Raw genomic sequence first — 16940 nt, 5'->3', positions numbered from 1 at the left:
CTGTGGAGTGTCCACCGCTGTGTCCATCAAGAAGATTTAATCCGCATAGCGAGTTAATAAATCCATACATATGAAGAACATAAGAAATTTCTCCATCATTGCTCACATTGACCACGGTAAGTCGACGCTGTCTGACCGTATTATCCAGATTTGCGGTGGCCTGTCTGATCGTGAAATGGAAGCCCAGGTTCTGGACTCCATGGACCTGGAACGCGAACGCGGTATCACCATTAAGGCGCAAAGCGTTACGCTGGATTACAAAGCGGCTGATGGTGAAACCTATCAACTGAACTTTATCGACACCCCAGGCCACGTTGACTTCTCCTATGAAGTATCACGCTCGCTGGCGGCCTGTGAAGGTGCGCTGCTGGTCGTCGATGCCGGGCAGGGTGTTGAAGCCCAGACCCTGGCAAACTGCTATACCGCGATGGAAATGGATCTCGAGGTTGTGCCGGTTCTGAATAAAATCGACCTGCCAGCTGCCGATCCTGAACGCGTCGCGGAAGAGATTGAAGATATTGTCGGCATTGACGCGACGGATGCCGTGCGCTGCTCCGCGAAAACCGGTGTGGGCGTGACCGATGTGCTGGAACGCCTGGTGCGTGACATCCCGGCCCCGGAAGGTGACCCGGATGGCCCACTGCAGGCGCTGATCATCGACTCCTGGTTCGATAACTACCTTGGTGTTGTCTCTCTGGTGCGTATTAAAAACGGCACCATGCGTAAAGGCGACAAAATCAAGGTAATGAGTACTGGTCAGGTTTACAACGCTGACCGTCTGGGTATCTTCACGCCAAAACAGGTTGACCGTACCGAGCTGAAATGTGGCGAAGTAGGCTGGCTTGTCTGCGCCATTAAAGACATCCTCGGCGCGCCAGTGGGCGATACTCTGACCGGAGCACGTAACCCGGCAGATAAAGCGCTGCCAGGCTTTAAAAAGGTGAAACCGCAGGTTTACGCGGGTCTGTTCCCGGTCAGCTCAGATGACTATGAAAACTTCCGTGATGCGCTCGGTAAATTGAGCCTGAACGATGCTTCCCTGTTCTACGAGCCAGAAAGCTCAACGGCGCTGGGCTTCGGTTTCCGCTGTGGCTTCCTCGGCCTGCTGCACATGGAGATCATTCAGGAGCGTCTGGAACGTGAATACGATCTGGATCTGATCACCACCGCACCGACCGTTGTGTATGAGGTAGAAACCACCTCGAAAGAAGTGATCTACGTCGATAGCCCGTCCAAGCTGCCGCCGCTGAACAATATCCACGAACTGCGTGAGCCGATTGCAGAGTGTCACATGCTGCTGCCACAGGAGTTCCTGGGCAACGTCATTACACTGTGTATTGAGAAGCGTGGCGTGCAGACCAACATGGTCTACCACGGTAACCAGGTGGCGCTGACCTATGAAATCCCGATGGCGGAAGTGGTACTCGACTTCTTCGATCGCCTGAAGTCTACCTCCCGTGGCTATGCGTCCCTGGATTACAACTTCAAGCGTTTCCAGGCCTCCAACATGGTGCGTGTGGACGTGCTAATCAACGGTGAGCGTGTGGATGCGTTGGCCCTGATCACCCACAACGACAATGCGCCGTACCGTGGTCGCGAGCTGGTTGAGAAAATGAAAGATCTGATCCCGCGTCAGCAGTTCGACATCGCGATTCAGGCGGCCATTGGTAACCATATTATCGCGCGTTCTACGGTGAAACAGCTGCGTAAAAACGTTCTGGCGAAGTGCTACGGCGGTGACGTCAGTCGTAAGAAAAAGCTGCTGCAGAAGCAGAAAGAAGGTAAGAAGCGTATGAAGCAGGTCGGTAACGTTGAGCTGCCACAGGAAGCATTCCTTGCCATTCTTCATGTTGGTAAAGACGGCAAATAACCTTTAAGGAGTTGGCATGGCGAACATGTTTGCCCTGATCCTGGTCATTGCTACCCTGGTGACAGGTCTGCTGTGGTGTCTGGATAAGTTTATCTTCGCCCCAAAACGCCGTGAGCGTCAGGCTGCCGCACAGGCAGCCACTGGCGATCAGCTGGATGCGAAAACCCTGAAAAAAGTCGGCCCGAAACCGGGCTGGCTGGAAACGGGCGCCTCGGTATTCCCGGTGCTGGCCATTGTGCTGGTGGTGCGATCGTTTATTTACGAGCCGTTCCAGATCCCATCCGGTTCAATGATGCCAACGCTGCTGATTGGTGATTTTATTCTGGTAGAGAAGTTTGCCTACGGCATTAAAGATCCTATCTACCAGAAAACGCTGATCGAAACCGGTCATCCGAAGCGTGGCGACATCGTGGTGTTCAAATACCCGGAAGATCCGCGTCTGGACTACATCAAGCGTGCGGTTGGCCTGCCGGGTGATAAAGTGACCTACGATCCGGTCGCCAAGGAAGTTACCGTTCAGCCCGGCTGCAGTTCTGGCACCGCGTGTGAAAACGCACTGCCCATCACCTACTCAAACGTTGAGCCGAGTGATTTTGTGCAGACCTTTGCCCGTCGTAACGGCGGTGAAGCGACCAGCGGGTTCTTCCAGGTGCCAAAAGGCGAAACCAAAGAGAACGGTATTCGTCTGGTCGAGCGCAAAGAGACGCTGGGTGATGTGACTCACCGTATCCTCACGGTGCCAATCGCGCAGGATCAGGTGGGTATGTATTATCAGCAGCCGGGTCAGCAGCTGGCGAGCTGGATTGTACCGCCGGGACATTACTTCATGATGGGGGATAACCGCGATAATTCTGCGGACAGCCGTTACTGGGGATTTGTGCCTGAGGCGAATTTGGTCGGTAAAGCCACCGCAATCTGGATGAGTTTTGAGAAACAGGAAGGCGAATGGCCTACCGGTGTACGCCTGAATCGCATTGGCGGAATCCATTAATTCTCAATAAATGAACGCGTAGCCGCTTTAATTAGCGGCTACGTGAATTATTTCCTCGATAAATCTCTTTGAACTAACGACATCCCCTGTCGTTGTGTATAGAATATTCCCCCGAAGTTTAAGGTTGGCCCTGCAAGGGTGCCACGGCACACGAAACCGCGTTGGTTTTCTCAGGTCGGTTTCGTGTGCTGCATTTTTGACGCATTCATTTATTGGTATCGCATGAACCCCATCGTAATTAATCGGCTTCAACGGAAGCTGGGCTACACTTTTCATCATCAGGAGTTGTTGCAACAGGCATTAACCCACCGCAGTGCCAGCAGCAAGCATAATGAGCGTCTTGAGTTTTTAGGCGACTCAATTTTAAGTTTCGTGATTGCGAATGCGCTTTATCATCGTTTCCCGCGTGTTGACGAGGGGGATATGAGCCGCATGCGTGCCACGCTGGTTCGGGGGAATACCCTTGCGGAAATCGCGCGCGAATTTGAACTGGGCGAATGTCTGCGTCTTGGGCCGGGTGAACTGAAAAGCGGCGGCTTCCGTCGTGAATCTATTCTTGCCGATACGGTCGAAGCATTAATTGGTGGTGTGTTCCTGGACAGCGATATCCAGACCGTAGAAAAGCTGATCCTCAACTGGTATCAGAGCCGTCTGGACGAAATCAGCCCGGGCGATAAACAAAAAGATCCGAAAACGCGTCTGCAGGAATATTTGCAGGGCCGTCATCTGCCGCTGCCATCTTATCTGGTGGTGCAGGTACGTGGTGAAGCGCACGATCAGGAATTTACCATCCATTGCCAGGTCAGTGGCCTGAGTGAACCGGTGGTGGGCACAGGTTCAAGCCGTCGTAAGGCTGAACAGGCTGCCGCCGAACAGGCGTTAAAAATGCTGGAGCTGGAATGAGCGAAGAAAAAACGTATTGCGGATTTATTGCCATCGTCGGACGTCCGAACGTCGGCAAATCCACCCTGCTGAATAATCTGCTTGGGCAGAAGATTTCTATTACCTCGCGTAAGGCGCAGACCACGCGTCACCGCATTGTCGGCATCCATACTGAAGGCGCGTATCAGGCGATCTACGTCGATACTCCGGGCCTGCACATGGAAGAGAAGCGTGCCATTAACCGTCTGATGAACAAAGCGGCGAGCAGCTCGATTGGTGATGTAGAACTGGTCATTTTCGTTGTGGAAGGCACCCGCTGGACACCGGACGACGAAATGGTGCTGAACAAGCTACGTGACGGCAAAACGCCGGTCATCCTCGCGGTCAATAAAGTTGACAACGTGCAGGAAAAGGCTGACCTGCTGCCGCATCTTCAGTGGCTGGGCAGCCAGATGAACTTCCTCGATATCGTTCCGCTGTCTGCAGAGACTGGCCTGAACGTCGATACCATCGCGGGCATCGTGCGTAAGCATCTTCCGGAAGCGATTCATCACTTCCCGGAAGACTACATCACCGATCGTTCTCAGCGCTTTATGGCGTCTGAAATCATCCGTGAAAAGCTGATGCGTTTCCTGGGCGCGGAACTGCCGTACTCTGTGACGGTGGAGATCGAGCGTTTCCAGACCAACGAGCGCGGCGGCTACGACATTAACGGCCTGATCCTCGTTGAGCGTGAGGGGCAGAAGAAGATGGTGATCGGCAACAAAGGTGCCAAGATCAAAACCATCGGTATTGAAGCCCGTAAAGACATGATGGAGATGTTTGAAGCGCCGGTTCACCTGGAGCTGTGGGTGAAAGTGAAATCTGGCTGGGCCGATGATGAGCGTGCTCTGCGCAGCCTCGGTTACGGCGAAGACCAGTAACCTAAGACGACGAGTATGATGGAAGGATGGCAGCGCGCCTTCGTCCTGCATAGTCGTCCCTGGAGCGAAACCAGCCTGATGCTGGACGTCTTCACGGAAGAGTCCGGTCGCGTGCGCCTTGTAGCGAAAGGCGCACGTTCCAAACGTTCTAATCTGAAAGGTGCCCTACAGCCTTTCACGCCGCTGCTGGTCCGCTTTGGTGGGCGAGGGGAAGTGAAAACCCTGCGCAGCGCTGAAGCCGTCTCCCTGGCGCTTCCTCTTTCTGGTATCACCCTGTACAGCGGTCTGTATGTCAATGAACTCATCTCGCGGGTTCTTGAACATGAGACTCGCTTCTCTGAACTTTTCTTTGATTATCTGCACTGTATCCAGGCCCTCGCTGGGGCAACCGGCACGCCTGAACCTGCCTTGCGACGTTTTGAACTGGCGCTGCTGGGGCATCTGGGATACGGCGTCGATTTTCTGCATTGTGCGGGAAGCGGAGACGAGGTCGAAGACGCGATGACCTACCGCTATCGGGAAGAAAAAGGGTTTATCGCCAGTATCGTGATTGATAACAGTACCTTTACCGGGCGACAGCTTCGGGCGCTTTATGCGCGCGAGTTTCCCGATCAGGACACCCTGCGCGCAGCAAAACGCTTTACCCGGATCGCCCTCAAGCCGTATCTTGGCGGCAAGCCCTTAAAGAGCCGCGAATTATTCAGGCAGTTTATGCCGAAACGTTAACGTTGCCCTCTCCCGGAGAAGGAAGGGAAATGAACCAAAATACCGAGGATTGTCATGGCTGAATTACTGTTAGGCGTCAATATTGATCACATTGCCACGCTGCGTAACGCACGCGGCACGGCTTATCCCGATCCGGTTCAGGCGGCATTTATCGCCGAACAGGCTGGCGCCGACGGCATTACCGTTCACCTGCGTGAAGACCGCCGCCACATCACCGACCGCGACGTGCGTATTCTGCGTCAGACGCTGGATACGCGCATGAATCTGGAGATGGCGGTCACGGAAGAGATGCTGGCCATTGCCTGCGAGACTCAACCCCATTTCTGCTGCCTGGTGCCGGAAAAGCGTCAGGAAGTGACCACCGAAGGCGGTCTGGATGTGGCTGGGCAGATCGATAAAATGCGCGATGCCTGCAAACGTCTGGCGGATGCCGGTATCCTGGTTTCCCTGTTTATCGATGCCGACTTCGCGCAGATCAAAGCCGCAGCGGACGTTGGCGCGCCGTATATCGAAATTCACACTGGCTGCTATGCCGATGCCAAAAACGATGCTGAGCAAGCCAAAGAGCTGGAGCGTATTGCCAAAGCGGCCACCTACGCGGCGAGCCTGGGGCTGAAGGTTAACGCTGGACACGGCCTGACCTACCATAACGTTAAGGCTATCGCTGCCCTGCCGGAGATGCATGAGCTGAATATCGGTCATGCGATTATTGGTCGTGCGGTGATGAGCGGCCTGAAAGAGGCGGTCTCAGAAATGAAACGCCTGATGCTGGAAGCGCGTCAGTAATGGCCATTCTGGGCTTAGGCACTGATATCGTTGAGATAGCCCGCATAGAAGCGGTGATCGCCCGTAGCGGCGAGCGCCTGGCAAGACGCGTGCTCAGCGATAACGAATGGGCCATCTGGGAAGCGCATCAGCAGCCGGTGCGCTTTCTGGCAAAACGTTTTGCGGTAAAAGAGGCGGCAGCCAAAGCGTTCGGTACGGGCATTCGTAACGGCCTGGCGTTTAATCAGTTTGAAGTATTTAACGACGAACTGGGAAAGCCGCGCCTGCGGTTATGGGGCGAGGCGAAAAAGCTTGCGGAGAAACTGGGCGTGAATCACATGCATGTGACGCTCGCGGACGAACGTCACTACGCCTGCGCAACGGTGATTATTGAAAGCTAGAGTTTGTCCGCGTGGTGCAGCAGGACAAACCTATCCCACAGCTGCTCTTCACTCTCAACGTGTGCCGGATCCTTCAGGATGGTATTCGGGATCGGGCACACTTTCTGACAGGTCGGCGTTTCATAGTGGCCGACGCATTCGGTGCAGCGGTCGCTGTTAATCTCATAAATGCTGTCGCCCATCGAAATCGCCTGGTTCGGGCATTCCGGTTCGCACATATCGCAATTGATGCATTTTTTGGTAATTAACAGCGCCATCAGGAAATTCTCAGAAACATCACAAACAGGGCGGGCATTATACGCTCATTCCTTACTCAGACCAGTTTTTTTACCAGCTCTTCACTATGGCGAATGCGCTCTGGCGCCCGCTCTAAATCCTGCTGCACCAGCGCCATAAACAGCAGGTCCGTCAGCATCATTTGCGCACTGGTTGACGAGATCGCCGCGCTGCGCGTGGCCTGCTCTTCGGCAATGGTATACAGACAGCGCGTGGCTCGCTGTTGCAGGGCATTCGGGGTGAACCCGGTGATGGCGAGGATTTTGCCGCCGACGCGCAGCACTTCGTCCGTTGCCATGTTAATCTCGCGGCGCTCACCGGAATAGGAGATGGCCAGCAGCAGATCTTCAGGATCCATCGCCTGCACGGTCGCCAGCAGGGCGTGCATATCCTGCTCGACAATCGCGTTAAAACCGATTTTGGTCAGCTTCCAGCCAAAATTACGCGCCACCAGGCCGGATGCGCCAATACCGGTTAAAATAATACGCCGCGCCGCTCGCAGCATCGCCACGCTTTCCAGTAACTTCTCTTCGGTATTCACGTCGAGGGTGGCATGCATGGCCGCGACGTTCTCTTTAATCAGCTTTTCCCCGACCACACGCATTGGATCATCCCCGCGGATCTGGTTATGCACCGGCATAGATTGCGGATTGGGATTACTCACCAGCGCTTCGCTAATTGCCAGCTTAAGGGCAGGGAAGCCTTTAAAACCGATCTTCTGGGCAAATTTCACAACGCTTGACTGACTTACCCCGGCTTCGCTTGCCAGCTGTTGCGAGCTGAGATGACGGGCGCGGTCAGGCTGAGAAAGCAGAAAGTCCGCCAGTTTTTTGTCGCTTTGAGCAAAGCCGGCGTAGCGCTGGCGAATGCGAATTAAACAGTTCATAAGTACTCCCGGCGGAAATGTGATTGTCTACGCAAATACGAATTTTGCTCGCCTGAATGAATTTTATATTCCATTATAGTGTGATTATTATGAATTAAAAATTCTTGAGGTACAAAAAATGAATCTTGGCTCACTTGTTTCTGAAACGCGTAACCCGCAAACCATGGATCTGGATGCGCTCTCTACTCTGGAGCTGGTTAACCGCTTTAATCAACAGGATACGCTGGTCGCGCAGGCAGTGAAAGAGACATTACCTGAGGTAGCGAAAGCGGTCGATGCGGCGGCGGAAGCCCTCAAAGCGGGTGGCCGCATTATCTATATGGGCGCCGGTACCAGCGGCCGTCTCGGCGTGCTGGACGCCTCCGAATGTCCGCCAACGTTTGGCGTGCCGCATGGGCTGGTGGTCGGGTTGATTGCGGGGGGGCCTGGTGCACTGCTGAAAGCCGTTGAAGGGGCGGAAGATAACAAACAGCTGGGTGAGGATGACCTGAAGGCACTTACTCTGACGGCGAACGATCTGGTCGTCGGGCTGGCGGCATCCGGGCGCACGCCGTACGTCATTGGCGGTCTGGAATACGCCAACCAGACCGGCTGCACGACGGTCGCCATCTCCTGTAACCCCGGCTCTCCAATCGCTCAGGTGGCCGCCATCGCCATCTCCCCGGTTGTCGGGCCAGAAGCGCTCACCGGCTCCACGCGCCTGAAATCCGGTACCGCGCAAAAGCTGGTGCTCAATATGATCTCCACCGGTGCGATGGTGAAGTTCGGCAAGGTGTATCAGAACCTGATGGTGGATATGCAGGCCACTAACGTCAAGCTGGTGGACAGAGCCTGCCGTATGGTGATGGAGGCGACAGGCGCAAGCCGTGAAGAGGCACAAGCGGTACTCCAACAGACCGATCACGATGTTAAACCCGCCATATTGATGATCTTAAGTGGGCTGGATGCGGAGGCCGCGCGAGCCAGACTCGATGCGCATAATGGCTTCTTACGGGCGGCATTAGAAAACTAACAGAGGCGTGTATGGACAAAACAGCAGCGCTCGCCAGCGATATCCTGCGAGGGATCGGCGGAGAAGAGAATATTCAGCGTCTGGAAAACTGCATGACGCGCGTGCGCGTCGAGGTACATAACGACGACCAGCTGGATGTGCCGGGCCTGAAGAAGCTTTCCGGTGTCAGCGGTTACGTGAAGCAGGGGCAGCAACACCAGCTGATCGTCGGGCCGGGGAAAGCGGCGCAGGTGGTTGATGCCATGCGCGCGCTGATGGGCGGCGGCGCGAGTGTGACGCTCGACGATGCTGCGCGCACCAAAGCGCAGGCGAAGGCGAAATACAAAGCCCCCATGAGCGACGCGCTACGACAGCTGGCAAATGTCTTTATCCCGCTGATCCCGGCGTTTATTGCTTCCGGCTTGATCACCGGGATTATCAATATTCTCAAGCGTCCGGATATCGTCGGGGACTTTGCCACCCAGTATCCGAACCTGTTGGGTATTCTGGGGATCTTCGGCAGCGCGGTGTTTGCCATTATGAACATTCTGGTCGGGGTGAATACCGCCAAAGTGTTTGGCGGTTCGCTGGCGATGGGGGGCGTGATGGCGGGCATTCTCTCCAGCCCGCAGCTGGCGCAAATTACGCTGTTTGGCGAGGCGCTCCAGCCTGGTCGCGGCGGGGTGATTGCCGTGCTGCTGGTGGTCATCCTGATGTGCTGGATTGAGAAAAGACTTCGCGCGGTATTGCCCGGCTCGATTGAACTCATCCTCAACCCCCTGCTGACCACGTTAATTACCGGTAGTGTGGCGATTGTGGTTCTTCAGCCATTAGGGGGATGGATCTCTGATGCCATCGCTCATGGCGCGTCTCTGGCCATTGACCGCGGCGGTTTGTTAGTGGGGGCGGTGCTGTCAGGCACCTTCCTGCCGCTGGTGCTGACCGGTCTGCATCAGGGACTGGTGCCGATCCACGTCGAACTGGTGCAGGCGCACGGTTACAACGCGCTGCTGCCTATACTCTCAATGGCGGGGGTGGGGCAGGTCGGTGCGGCAATTGCCGTACTGCTGAAAACCCGCAACGCACGCCTGAAAAAAGTGATTAAAGGCGCGCTTCCGGTTGGATTGCTCGGCATTGGCGAACCGCTGATTTTTGGCGTCACGTTGCCGCTGGGTAAACCGTTCCTGGCTGCCTGTCTGGGCGGCGCGGTCGGCGGGGCGCTCATTAGCTACTGGAAAGTTGCTACCGTCATTACGTTTGGTCTCTCCGGTTTGCCGCTGGCGTTAACTATCGTGACCGGAAAAGTGATGCTCTATCTGTTAGGCTATTCTGTAGCGGTGATCGCCGGGTTCCTGTTTACCTGGCTGTTAGGATTCAACGACCCAGAGGAGTAAGGTTTGGCAAATCACGAGCGTCGCGTTGTCTTTTTCGATCTGGATGGAACGCTGCATCAGCAGGATATGTTTGGTTCGTTTATGCGCTACCTGCTGCGGCGCCAGCCTCTGAATGCGCTGCTCGTCTTACCGCTGTTACCGGCGATCGGCATCGTGCTGCTGGTGAAAGGCCGGGCGGCGCGCTGGCCGATGAGCCTGCTGCTCTGGGGATGTACGTTTGGCCACAGCGAAGCGCGGCTCAAACAGCTCGAAAAGGAGTTTGCGCACTGGTTTCGCGGTCATGTCGCCGCGTTCCCGGTTGTACAGGCGCGCCTCACCAGTTACCTCGACGCCAACGATGCCGACATCTGGTTGATCACGGGCTCCCCGCAGACGCTGGTTGAACAGGTTTATTTTGATACGCCCTGGCTGCCGCGCGTGAATCTTATCGCCACACAAATTGCCCGTGGTTACGGCGGCTGGGTACTGAGTATGCGCTGCCTGGGGCATGAAAAAGTGGTGCAGCTGGAGAAACGCATCGGCACGCCGCTGCGTCTCTACAGCGGCTACAGCGACAGCAAACAGGACAACCCGCTGCTCTATTTTTGCCAGCATCGCTGGCGCGTCACGCCCGCAGGCGAACTTCAGCAACTCGAATAGTCTTATCTATAGCGGGTGTGTATAATGCCGCCCGCTTTTAGACTGGAGTATCAACCGTTGTGCAACCCTGAACGCGATCATGAATACTGGATGCGCCATGCGCTTACGCTTGCCCAGCGCGCCTGGGACGAGGGAGAAGTGCCCGTGGGTGCCGTGCTTGTCCACAATAACCAGGTGATAGGGGAAGGGTGGAACCGCCCGATTGGCCGTCACGATCCGACTGCGCACGCTGAAATAATGGCCCTTCGTCAGGGCGGAATGGTGCTGCAAAACTATCGTCTGCTTGATACCACGCTGTATGTCACGCTTGAGCCGTGCGTGATGTGTTCCGGCGCGATGGTGCACAGCCGGATTGGTACGCTGGTCTTTGGTGCGCGGGATGAAAAAACCGGTGCGGCCGGTTCTCTGCTGGACGTGCTGGGTCATCCAGGGATGAATCACCAGGTGAAAACTATCGGTGGGGTACTTGCACCAGCGTGTTCGGCGCTATTAAGCGATTTCTTTCGAATGCGCCGTCAGCAGAAAAAGCAACAAAAGGCAGAATTGAAGTTGTCGGACGATTAAGCTCGTCCGGCGCCACAACCGGATAACTCTCAGCCAGCTGTCTTGCCTCTGTCGCCTCTTTTTCTTTCTCGAGCAGATAGCCGACCAGGCTAATCTGATACTTACGGATATTTTCCACGTAGGCGTAGGCTTCATGTCCGCGCGCGTAGCCGTAAGTCAGCTTGTTATACCACGGCTTCTGGCTTAGCAGCGGTAGACGTTGCTTTACGTCTGACCAGCTGTCCGGGTTACCTTTCGTTTTCGCGGTCAGCGCCCGCGCGTCAAGCATATGCGCGTAGCCCATATTGTAGGCTGCCAGCGCAAACCAGATCCGTTCCTCTTCCGGCACCGTTTCCGGCACTTTGGCCATCATATCCTGAAGATAGCGAGCCCCGCCGCTGATGCTCTGTTCCGCATCGGTACGGTCATTCACGCCCAGGCTCAGCGCGGTATTTTTGGTTAACATCATTAAGCCACGCACGCCGGTCGGGGAGGTGGCCTGGGTGTCCCAGTGGGACTCCTGATACGAAATAGCCGCCAGCAGTTTCCAGTCAATCTCCTGGGCGTATTTTTCGAATAATGGCTGCAGGTCTGGCAGGACGCTATCTACCGCGCGCAGGAAGCTGCGGGTGTCAACATAGTCAAAGTCATCACCGTGGCCGAGATATTTTTCCTCCAGCCGCGCCAGCGTGCCGTCTTCATTGATGGTGTTATAGAAATCGAGCATGGCCGCAGAAAGAGTCTGATCGTCATCGAGCTGACTAAACCAGGTCACCGGCTGCTCGTCGGTAACGTCGAGCGCTACGGCAATTTCAGGATGCACGCGCTGGAACAGACTGATCGCAACCGAATCGGCAATGGTGTAGGGCAGTTTCTGATCTTTTACCTGCTCCAGCAGCTCCGTTGTGCCCAGTTTCGGATCAACCTTCCAGCTCAGGTCGGGGTATTTCTTCTCTTTCAGCTCACGCAGATCCTCAATCACCACATGGCCGGGCGCAATGGTCAGCTGTTGATCGTTAATGGAGGCCAGCGTGCGTGGCCGCAGACTCCCGACGCGATAGACCAGCTGTTGCGAAACGGAGTAATAGGTCGGGCCCGGTTGATAGTTTTTGCTACGCTCACTGTTATAGACCAGACCGGCTGCCAGTATGTCGGCATCGTTGTTATCAAGGTCGTCGAACAGCTGGTTGATATTCTGGCGAACGGTAATTTTAAGCTTCACGCCAAGATAATCGGCGAACTGCTGCGCCAGTTCATAATCAAGGCCAATAATTTTGCCGTTAATGTCGCTGTAAATCAGCGGAGAGTTGAGCGTACTGACGCGCAGCTCCCCCCGCTCCTGAATGGCGGCGATACGGTTTTCGGCTTTACCGAACCAGGGGATGGAAGGCCAGAGGGCCACTGCCAGCAGCAACGTAACAATGCCGATGAGCAGATAATTAATCTTTAATTTTTTCAATTAGTTAATTCTCTGCGACGCCGGTTGCCTCAGTATGCTGTAGCCATGTTTGATAATCAGGTTTGCCATTGAATGAGCGGCATTTTGCGTAAACTTGCGCCACTTGGCAACCAATTAGAGAGACAGGTCACATCTATTGCTAAATGTCTCCGCCAATTTTATTTCCACGCAAACGGTTTCGTCGGCGCTCAGGATTCTCTATAATGACGCCCGTTTTCCCCCCTTGCGCACACTGAAAGCGCCCCGGCGCTTCGAAGACGAGAGACTTATGATGGAAATTCTGCGTGGTTCGCCTGCACTGTCTGCCTTCCGTATTAATAAACTGCTGGCACGTTTTCAGGCGGCCGACCTTCCGGTAAGCAATATTTACGCTGAGTATGTCCATTTTGCTGACCTGAATGCCCCCCTGAATGCAGAGGAGCGCGTACAGCTGGAACGCCTGCTCAAGTATGGCCCAAATCTGAGTAGCCATACGCCAACCGGCAAACTGATCCTTGCGACGCCGCGTCCGGGCACCATCTCCCCCTGGTCTTCTAAAGCCACCGACATTGCCCACAACTGCGGCCTGAGCCAGATTAACCGTCTGGAGCGCGGCGTGGCCTACTACGTTGACGCCTCGACCCTGAGCGACGCGCAGTGGCAGGCGGTTGCCGCCGAGCTGCATGACCGCATGATGGAAAGCGTGTTTGCTTCTCTTGATGACGCACAGAAGCTCTTCTCCCACCATCAGCCTGCGCCGGTACAAAGCGTAGACCTGCTGGGGCAGGGCCGTCAGGCGCTGATTGACGCTAACCTGCGTCTCGGCCTGGCGCTGGCAGAAGACGAAATCGACTACCTGCAGGATGCGTTTGTTAAGCTGAACCGCAACCCGAACGACATCGAGCTCTACATGTTCGCGCAGGCCAACTCCGAGCACTGCCGCCATAAAATTTTCAACGCCGACTGGATTATTGACGGCGAACAGCAGCCTAAATCGCTGTTCAAAATGATCAAAAACACCATGGAGCAAACCCCCGACCACGTGCTGTCTGCCTATAAAGACAATGCCGCGGTGATGGAAGGCTCCGAGGTTGGGCGCTATTTTGCCGACCACGCTACCGGTCGTTACGACTTCCATCAGGAGCCTGCGCATATCCTGATGAAAGTGGAAACCCACAACCACCCGACGGCAATTTCCCCGTGGCCGGGTGCGGCCACCGGTTCAGGCGGTGAAATCCGTGATGAAGGTGCAACGGGACGTGGTGCGAAACCAAAAGCGGGCCTGGTTGGTTTCTCCGTCTCCAACCTGCGCATCCCGGGCTTTGAGCAGCCATGGGAAGAGGATTTCGGCAAGCCAGAGCGCATTGTGACCGCGCTGGATATCATGACCGACGGTCCACTGGGCGGCGCGGCATTCAACAACGAATTTGGCCGTCCGGCACTGAACGGCTACTTCCGTACCTATGAAGAGAAAGTGGACAGTCATAACGGCGAAGAGCTGCGTGGCTATCACAAACCGATCATGCTGGCGGGTGGGATCGGCAATATCCGTGCCGATCACGTCCAGAAAGGCGAGATCGTGGTTGGCGCGAAGCTGATCGTGCTGGGCGGCCCGGCGATGAACATCGGCCTGGGCGGCGGCGCGGCATCCTCCATGACCTCCGGTCAGTCAGATGCGGATCTCGACTTTGCTTCCGTTCAGCGCGACAACCCGGAAATGGAGCGTCGCTGCCAGGAAGTCATCGACCGCTGCTGGCAGCTGGGCGACGCGAACCCGATTCTCTTTATCCATGACGTGGGCGCGGGCGGTCTGTCTAACGCCATGCCGGAGCTGGTGAGCGATGGCGGACGCGGTGGCCGCTTCAACCTGCGCGATATCCTGAGCGATGAGCCAGGCATGAGCCCGCTGGAAATCTGGTGTAACGAATCCCAGGAACGTTATGTTCTGGCGGTTGCAGCGGATCAACTGCCGCTGTTTGACGAGCTGTGCCGCCGTGAGCGCGCGCCGTATGCCGTCATCGGCGAAGCGACCGAAGAGAAGCACCTGACCCTGAGCGACACCCATTTCGACAACCAGCCGATCGATCTGCCGCTGGACGTTCTGCTCGGTAAAACGCCGAAGATGACCCGCGACGTGCAAACGCGTAAAGCAGCGGGCAAAGCGCTGGATCGCCAGGGCATCACCGTTGCAGAAGCGGTCAACCGCGTGCTGCACCTGCCGGCGGTGGCAGAGAAAACCTTCCTGGTCACCATTGGCGACCGTACCGTAACCGGTATGGTCTCGCGCGATCAGATGGTCGGCCCGTGGCAGATCCCGGTCGCGAACTGTGCCGTAACCACCGCGAGTCTCGACAGCTACTACGGTGAAGCGATGGCCCTGGGCGAACGCACGCCAGTGGCGCTGCTGGACTTCGCCGCGTCCGCCCGTCTGGCTGTGGGTGAAGCGCTGACCAACATTGCCGCGACGCAGATTGGCGATATCAAACGTATCAAGCTCTCCGCTAACTGGATGGCCGCTGCCGGTCACCCTGGCGAAGATGCGGGCCTGTATGAAGCCGTGAAAGCGGTGGGCGAAGAGCTGTGTCCTGCGCTTGGGCTGACCATTCCGGTGGGCAAAGACTCCATGTCGATGAAAACCCGCTGGCAGGAAGGCAACGAGCAGCGCGAGATCACTTCTCCGCTGTCGCTGATCATCTCCGCCTTTGCGCGCGTGGAAGACGTACGTCACACCGTGACGCCGCAGCTTGCGACCGAAGACAACGCCCTGTTGCTGATTGACCTGGGTAAAGGTCACAACGCGCTGGGTGCCACGGCGCTGGCGCAGGTTTATCGTCAGCTGGGTGATACACCGGCCGATGTGCGTGACGTGGCCCAGTTAAAAGGCTTCTACGATGCAATTCAGGCGCTGGTGGCGCAGCGTAAGCTGCTGGCCTACCACGACCGCTCCGACGGCGGCCTGCTGGTCACGCTGGCAGAGATGGCCTTCACCGGCCACTGTGGTTTGGAGGCGAATATTGCCTCTCTGGGTGAAGACCGCCTGGCAGCGCTGTTCAATGAAGAGCTGGGCGCGGTGATTCAGGTGCGTGCGGCAGACCGCGATGCGGTTGAAGCCATTCTTGCGCAGCACGGTCTGGCAGACTGCGTACATTATCTGGGTAAAGCCGTACAGGGCGACCGCTTTGTCATTGAAGCTGACGGTCATGCCGTCTTCAGCGAAAGCCGCACCACGCTGCGTATGTGGTGGGCGGAAACGACCTGGCAGATGCAGCGCCTGCGTGATAACCCGGAATGTGCCGATCAGGAGCATAACGCGAAGGCTAACGACAGCGATCCAGGCCTGAACGTGAAGCTCTCCTTCGACATCAACGAAGACATCGCCGCGCCGTACATTGCGACGGGTGCACGTCCGAAGGTGGCCGTGCTGCGCGAGCAGGGCGTTAACTCCCACGTTGAAATGGCGGCTGCCTTCCACCGTGCGGGCTTTGACGCCATCGACGTTCACATGAGCGATCTGCTGGCCGGGCGTACCGGTCTGGAAGATTTCCAGGCGCTGGTGGCCTGCGGTGGTTTCTCTTACGGTGACGTACTGGGCGCCGGTGAAGGCTGGGCGAAGTCCATTCTGTTTAACAGCCGCGTGCGCGACGAGTTCGAAACCTTCTTCCACCGTCCGCAAACGCTGGCGCTGGGCGTGTGTAACGGTTGCCAGATGATGTCCAACCTGCGCGAGCTTATCCCGGGCAGCGAAGCCTGGCCGCGCTTTGTGCGTAACCAGTCTGACCGCTTTGAAGCGCGCTTCAGCCTGGTGGAAGTGACACAAAGCCCATCTCTGCTGCTGCAGGGCATGGTCGGATCACAGATGCCAATCGCCGTGTCCCACGGTGAAGGTCAGGTAGAAGTGCGTGATGCAGCACATCTGGCTCAGCTTGAAAGCAAAGGTCTGGTGGCGCTGCGCTTTGTCGATAACTTCGGCAAGGTCACCGAAACCTATCCGGCTAACCCGAACGGCTCGGTCAACGGTATTACGGCAGTCACCAGCGAAAGTGGTCGTGCAACCATTATGATGCCGCACCCGGAGCGCGTGTTCCGTACCGTGGGCAACTCCTGGCACCCGGAAAACTGGGGCGAGGACAGCCCGTGGATGCGTATCTTCCGCAATGCGCGTAAACAGTTGGGTTAAGATGTAAAGCAGGTACCTTCCAGGCCCGGTAAGCGTAG

Annotated in this window: 15 protein-coding genes; 12 read left to right on the top strand and 3 right to left on the bottom strand. The window is 56.3% G+C overall.

Translation table 11 applies throughout. From position 1 onward, the window contains the following. Nucleotides 1–70 precede the first annotated feature (70 nt). The 7 genes from lepA (at nucleotide 71) to acpS (ending at nucleotide 6558) form a co-directional block, all read left to right on the top strand. Nucleotides 71–1870, top strand: a complete 1800-nt coding sequence (lepA, locus tag BFV64_RS16840; RefSeq protein ID WP_014884847.1) for a translation elongation factor 4 — start codon at nucleotides 71–73, stop codon at nucleotides 1868–1870. A gap of 16 nt (nucleotides 1871–1886) precedes the next feature. Continuing rightward, nucleotides 1887–2861: a signal peptidase I gene (gene lepB / locus BFV64_RS16835; protein ID WP_014884846.1), complete on the top strand. Its 975-nt coding sequence runs from the start codon at nucleotides 1887–1889 to the stop codon at nucleotides 2859–2861. 222 nt (nucleotides 2862–3083) lie between these two features. After that, nucleotides 3084–3764 carry a ribonuclease III gene (gene rnc / locus BFV64_RS16830; RefSeq protein ID WP_010434072.1) on the top strand — a complete coding sequence of 227 codons (681 nt, stop codon included), beginning with the start codon at nucleotides 3084–3086 and terminating at the stop codon, nucleotides 3762–3764. After that, nucleotides 3761–4666 carry a GTPase Era gene (gene era, locus BFV64_RS16825; RefSeq protein ID WP_006176722.1) on the top strand — a complete coding sequence of 302 codons (906 nt, stop codon included), beginning with the start codon at nucleotides 3761–3763 and terminating at the stop codon, nucleotides 4664–4666. The genes rnc and era overlap by 4 nt, the downstream gene beginning before the upstream one ends. An 18-nt stretch (nucleotides 4667–4684) precedes the next feature. Continuing rightward, nucleotides 4685–5392 carry a DNA repair protein RecO gene (recO, locus tag BFV64_RS16820; RefSeq protein WP_023331096.1) on the top strand — a complete coding sequence of 236 codons (708 nt, stop codon included), beginning with the start codon at nucleotides 4685–4687 and terminating at the stop codon, nucleotides 5390–5392. A 54-nt stretch (nucleotides 5393–5446) separates the two neighbouring features. Beyond that, a complete protein-coding gene (gene pdxJ, locus BFV64_RS16815) occupies nucleotides 5447–6178 on the top strand; it encodes a pyridoxine 5'-phosphate synthase (RefSeq protein ID WP_023331095.1) in 732 nt (243 codons plus the stop codon). Further along, entirely contained in the window at nucleotides 6178–6558 is a 381-nt protein-coding gene (gene acpS / locus BFV64_RS16810) for a holo-ACP synthase (RefSeq protein ID WP_045135184.1), read from the top strand. Before pdxJ ends, acpS begins: the two co-directional genes overlap by 1 nt. On the opposite strand, the gene BFV64_RS16805 is transcribed toward acpS, so the two are convergent. Then, the gene (locus BFV64_RS16805; RefSeq protein WP_045135183.1) at nucleotides 6555–6815 is read right to left on the bottom strand and encodes a YfhL family 4Fe-4S dicluster ferredoxin; all 261 of its coding nucleotides are present in this window, start codon (nucleotides 6813–6815) and stop codon (nucleotides 6555–6557) included. The two genes, acpS and BFV64_RS16805, sit on opposite strands and share 4 nt — an antisense overlap. A 56-nt stretch (nucleotides 6816–6871) precedes the next feature. Next, complete coding sequence (locus tag BFV64_RS16800) at nucleotides 6872–7720, bottom strand: MurR/RpiR family transcriptional regulator (protein ID WP_014884841.1); 849 nt, start codon at nucleotides 7718–7720, stop codon at nucleotides 6872–6874. A 118-nt stretch (nucleotides 7721–7838) separates the two neighbouring features. Between BFV64_RS16800 and murQ the strand changes: the two genes are divergently transcribed. Genes murQ through tadA form a run of 4 tightly spaced genes read left to right on the top strand, consistent with a single transcriptional unit; the run spans nucleotide 7839 to nucleotide 11308 of the window. Then, nucleotides 7839–8732: an N-acetylmuramic acid 6-phosphate etherase gene (gene murQ / locus BFV64_RS16795; protein ID WP_014884840.1), complete on the top strand. Its 894-nt coding sequence runs from the start codon at nucleotides 7839–7841 to the stop codon at nucleotides 8730–8732. Between the two features lie 11 nt (nucleotides 8733–8743). After that, nucleotides 8744–10105 carry a PTS transporter subunit EIIC gene (locus BFV64_RS16790; RefSeq protein ID WP_014884839.1) on the top strand — a complete coding sequence of 454 codons (1362 nt, stop codon included), beginning with the start codon at nucleotides 8744–8746 and terminating at the stop codon, nucleotides 10103–10105. A 3-nt stretch (nucleotides 10106–10108) separates the two neighbouring features. Next, on the top strand, nucleotides 10109–10744 hold the full coding sequence (gene yfhb, locus BFV64_RS16785; RefSeq protein WP_045135181.1) for a phosphatidylglycerophosphatase C: 636 nt from the start codon (nucleotides 10109–10111) through the stop codon (nucleotides 10742–10744). A 24-nt stretch (nucleotides 10745–10768) separates the two neighbouring features. Continuing rightward, entirely contained in the window at nucleotides 10769–11308 is a 540-nt protein-coding gene (gene tadA, locus BFV64_RS16780) for a tRNA adenosine(34) deaminase TadA (protein WP_014884837.1), read from the top strand. On the opposite strand, the gene mltF is transcribed toward tadA, so the two are convergent. Beyond that, nucleotides 11196–12746 (bottom strand): membrane-bound lytic murein transglycosylase MltF, encoded by a 1551-nt coding sequence (gene mltF / locus BFV64_RS16775; RefSeq protein WP_014884836.1) that lies wholly within the window; start codon nucleotides 12744–12746, stop codon nucleotides 11196–11198. The genes tadA and mltF overlap by 113 nt on opposite strands. A 268-nt stretch (nucleotides 12747–13014) precedes the next feature. Between mltF and purL the strand changes: the two genes are divergently transcribed. After that, nucleotides 13015–16902: a phosphoribosylformylglycinamidine synthase gene (purL, locus tag BFV64_RS16770; RefSeq protein ID WP_069602300.1), complete on the top strand. Its 3888-nt coding sequence runs from the start codon at nucleotides 13015–13017 to the stop codon at nucleotides 16900–16902. Nucleotides 16903–16940: the final 38 nt, after the last annotated feature.

The organism is Enterobacter kobei (assembly GCF_001729765.1).
GTDB lineage: Bacteria > Pseudomonadota > Gammaproteobacteria > Enterobacterales > Enterobacteriaceae > Enterobacter > Enterobacter kobei.
This window is presented reverse-complemented; position numbering and strand designations above follow the sequence as displayed.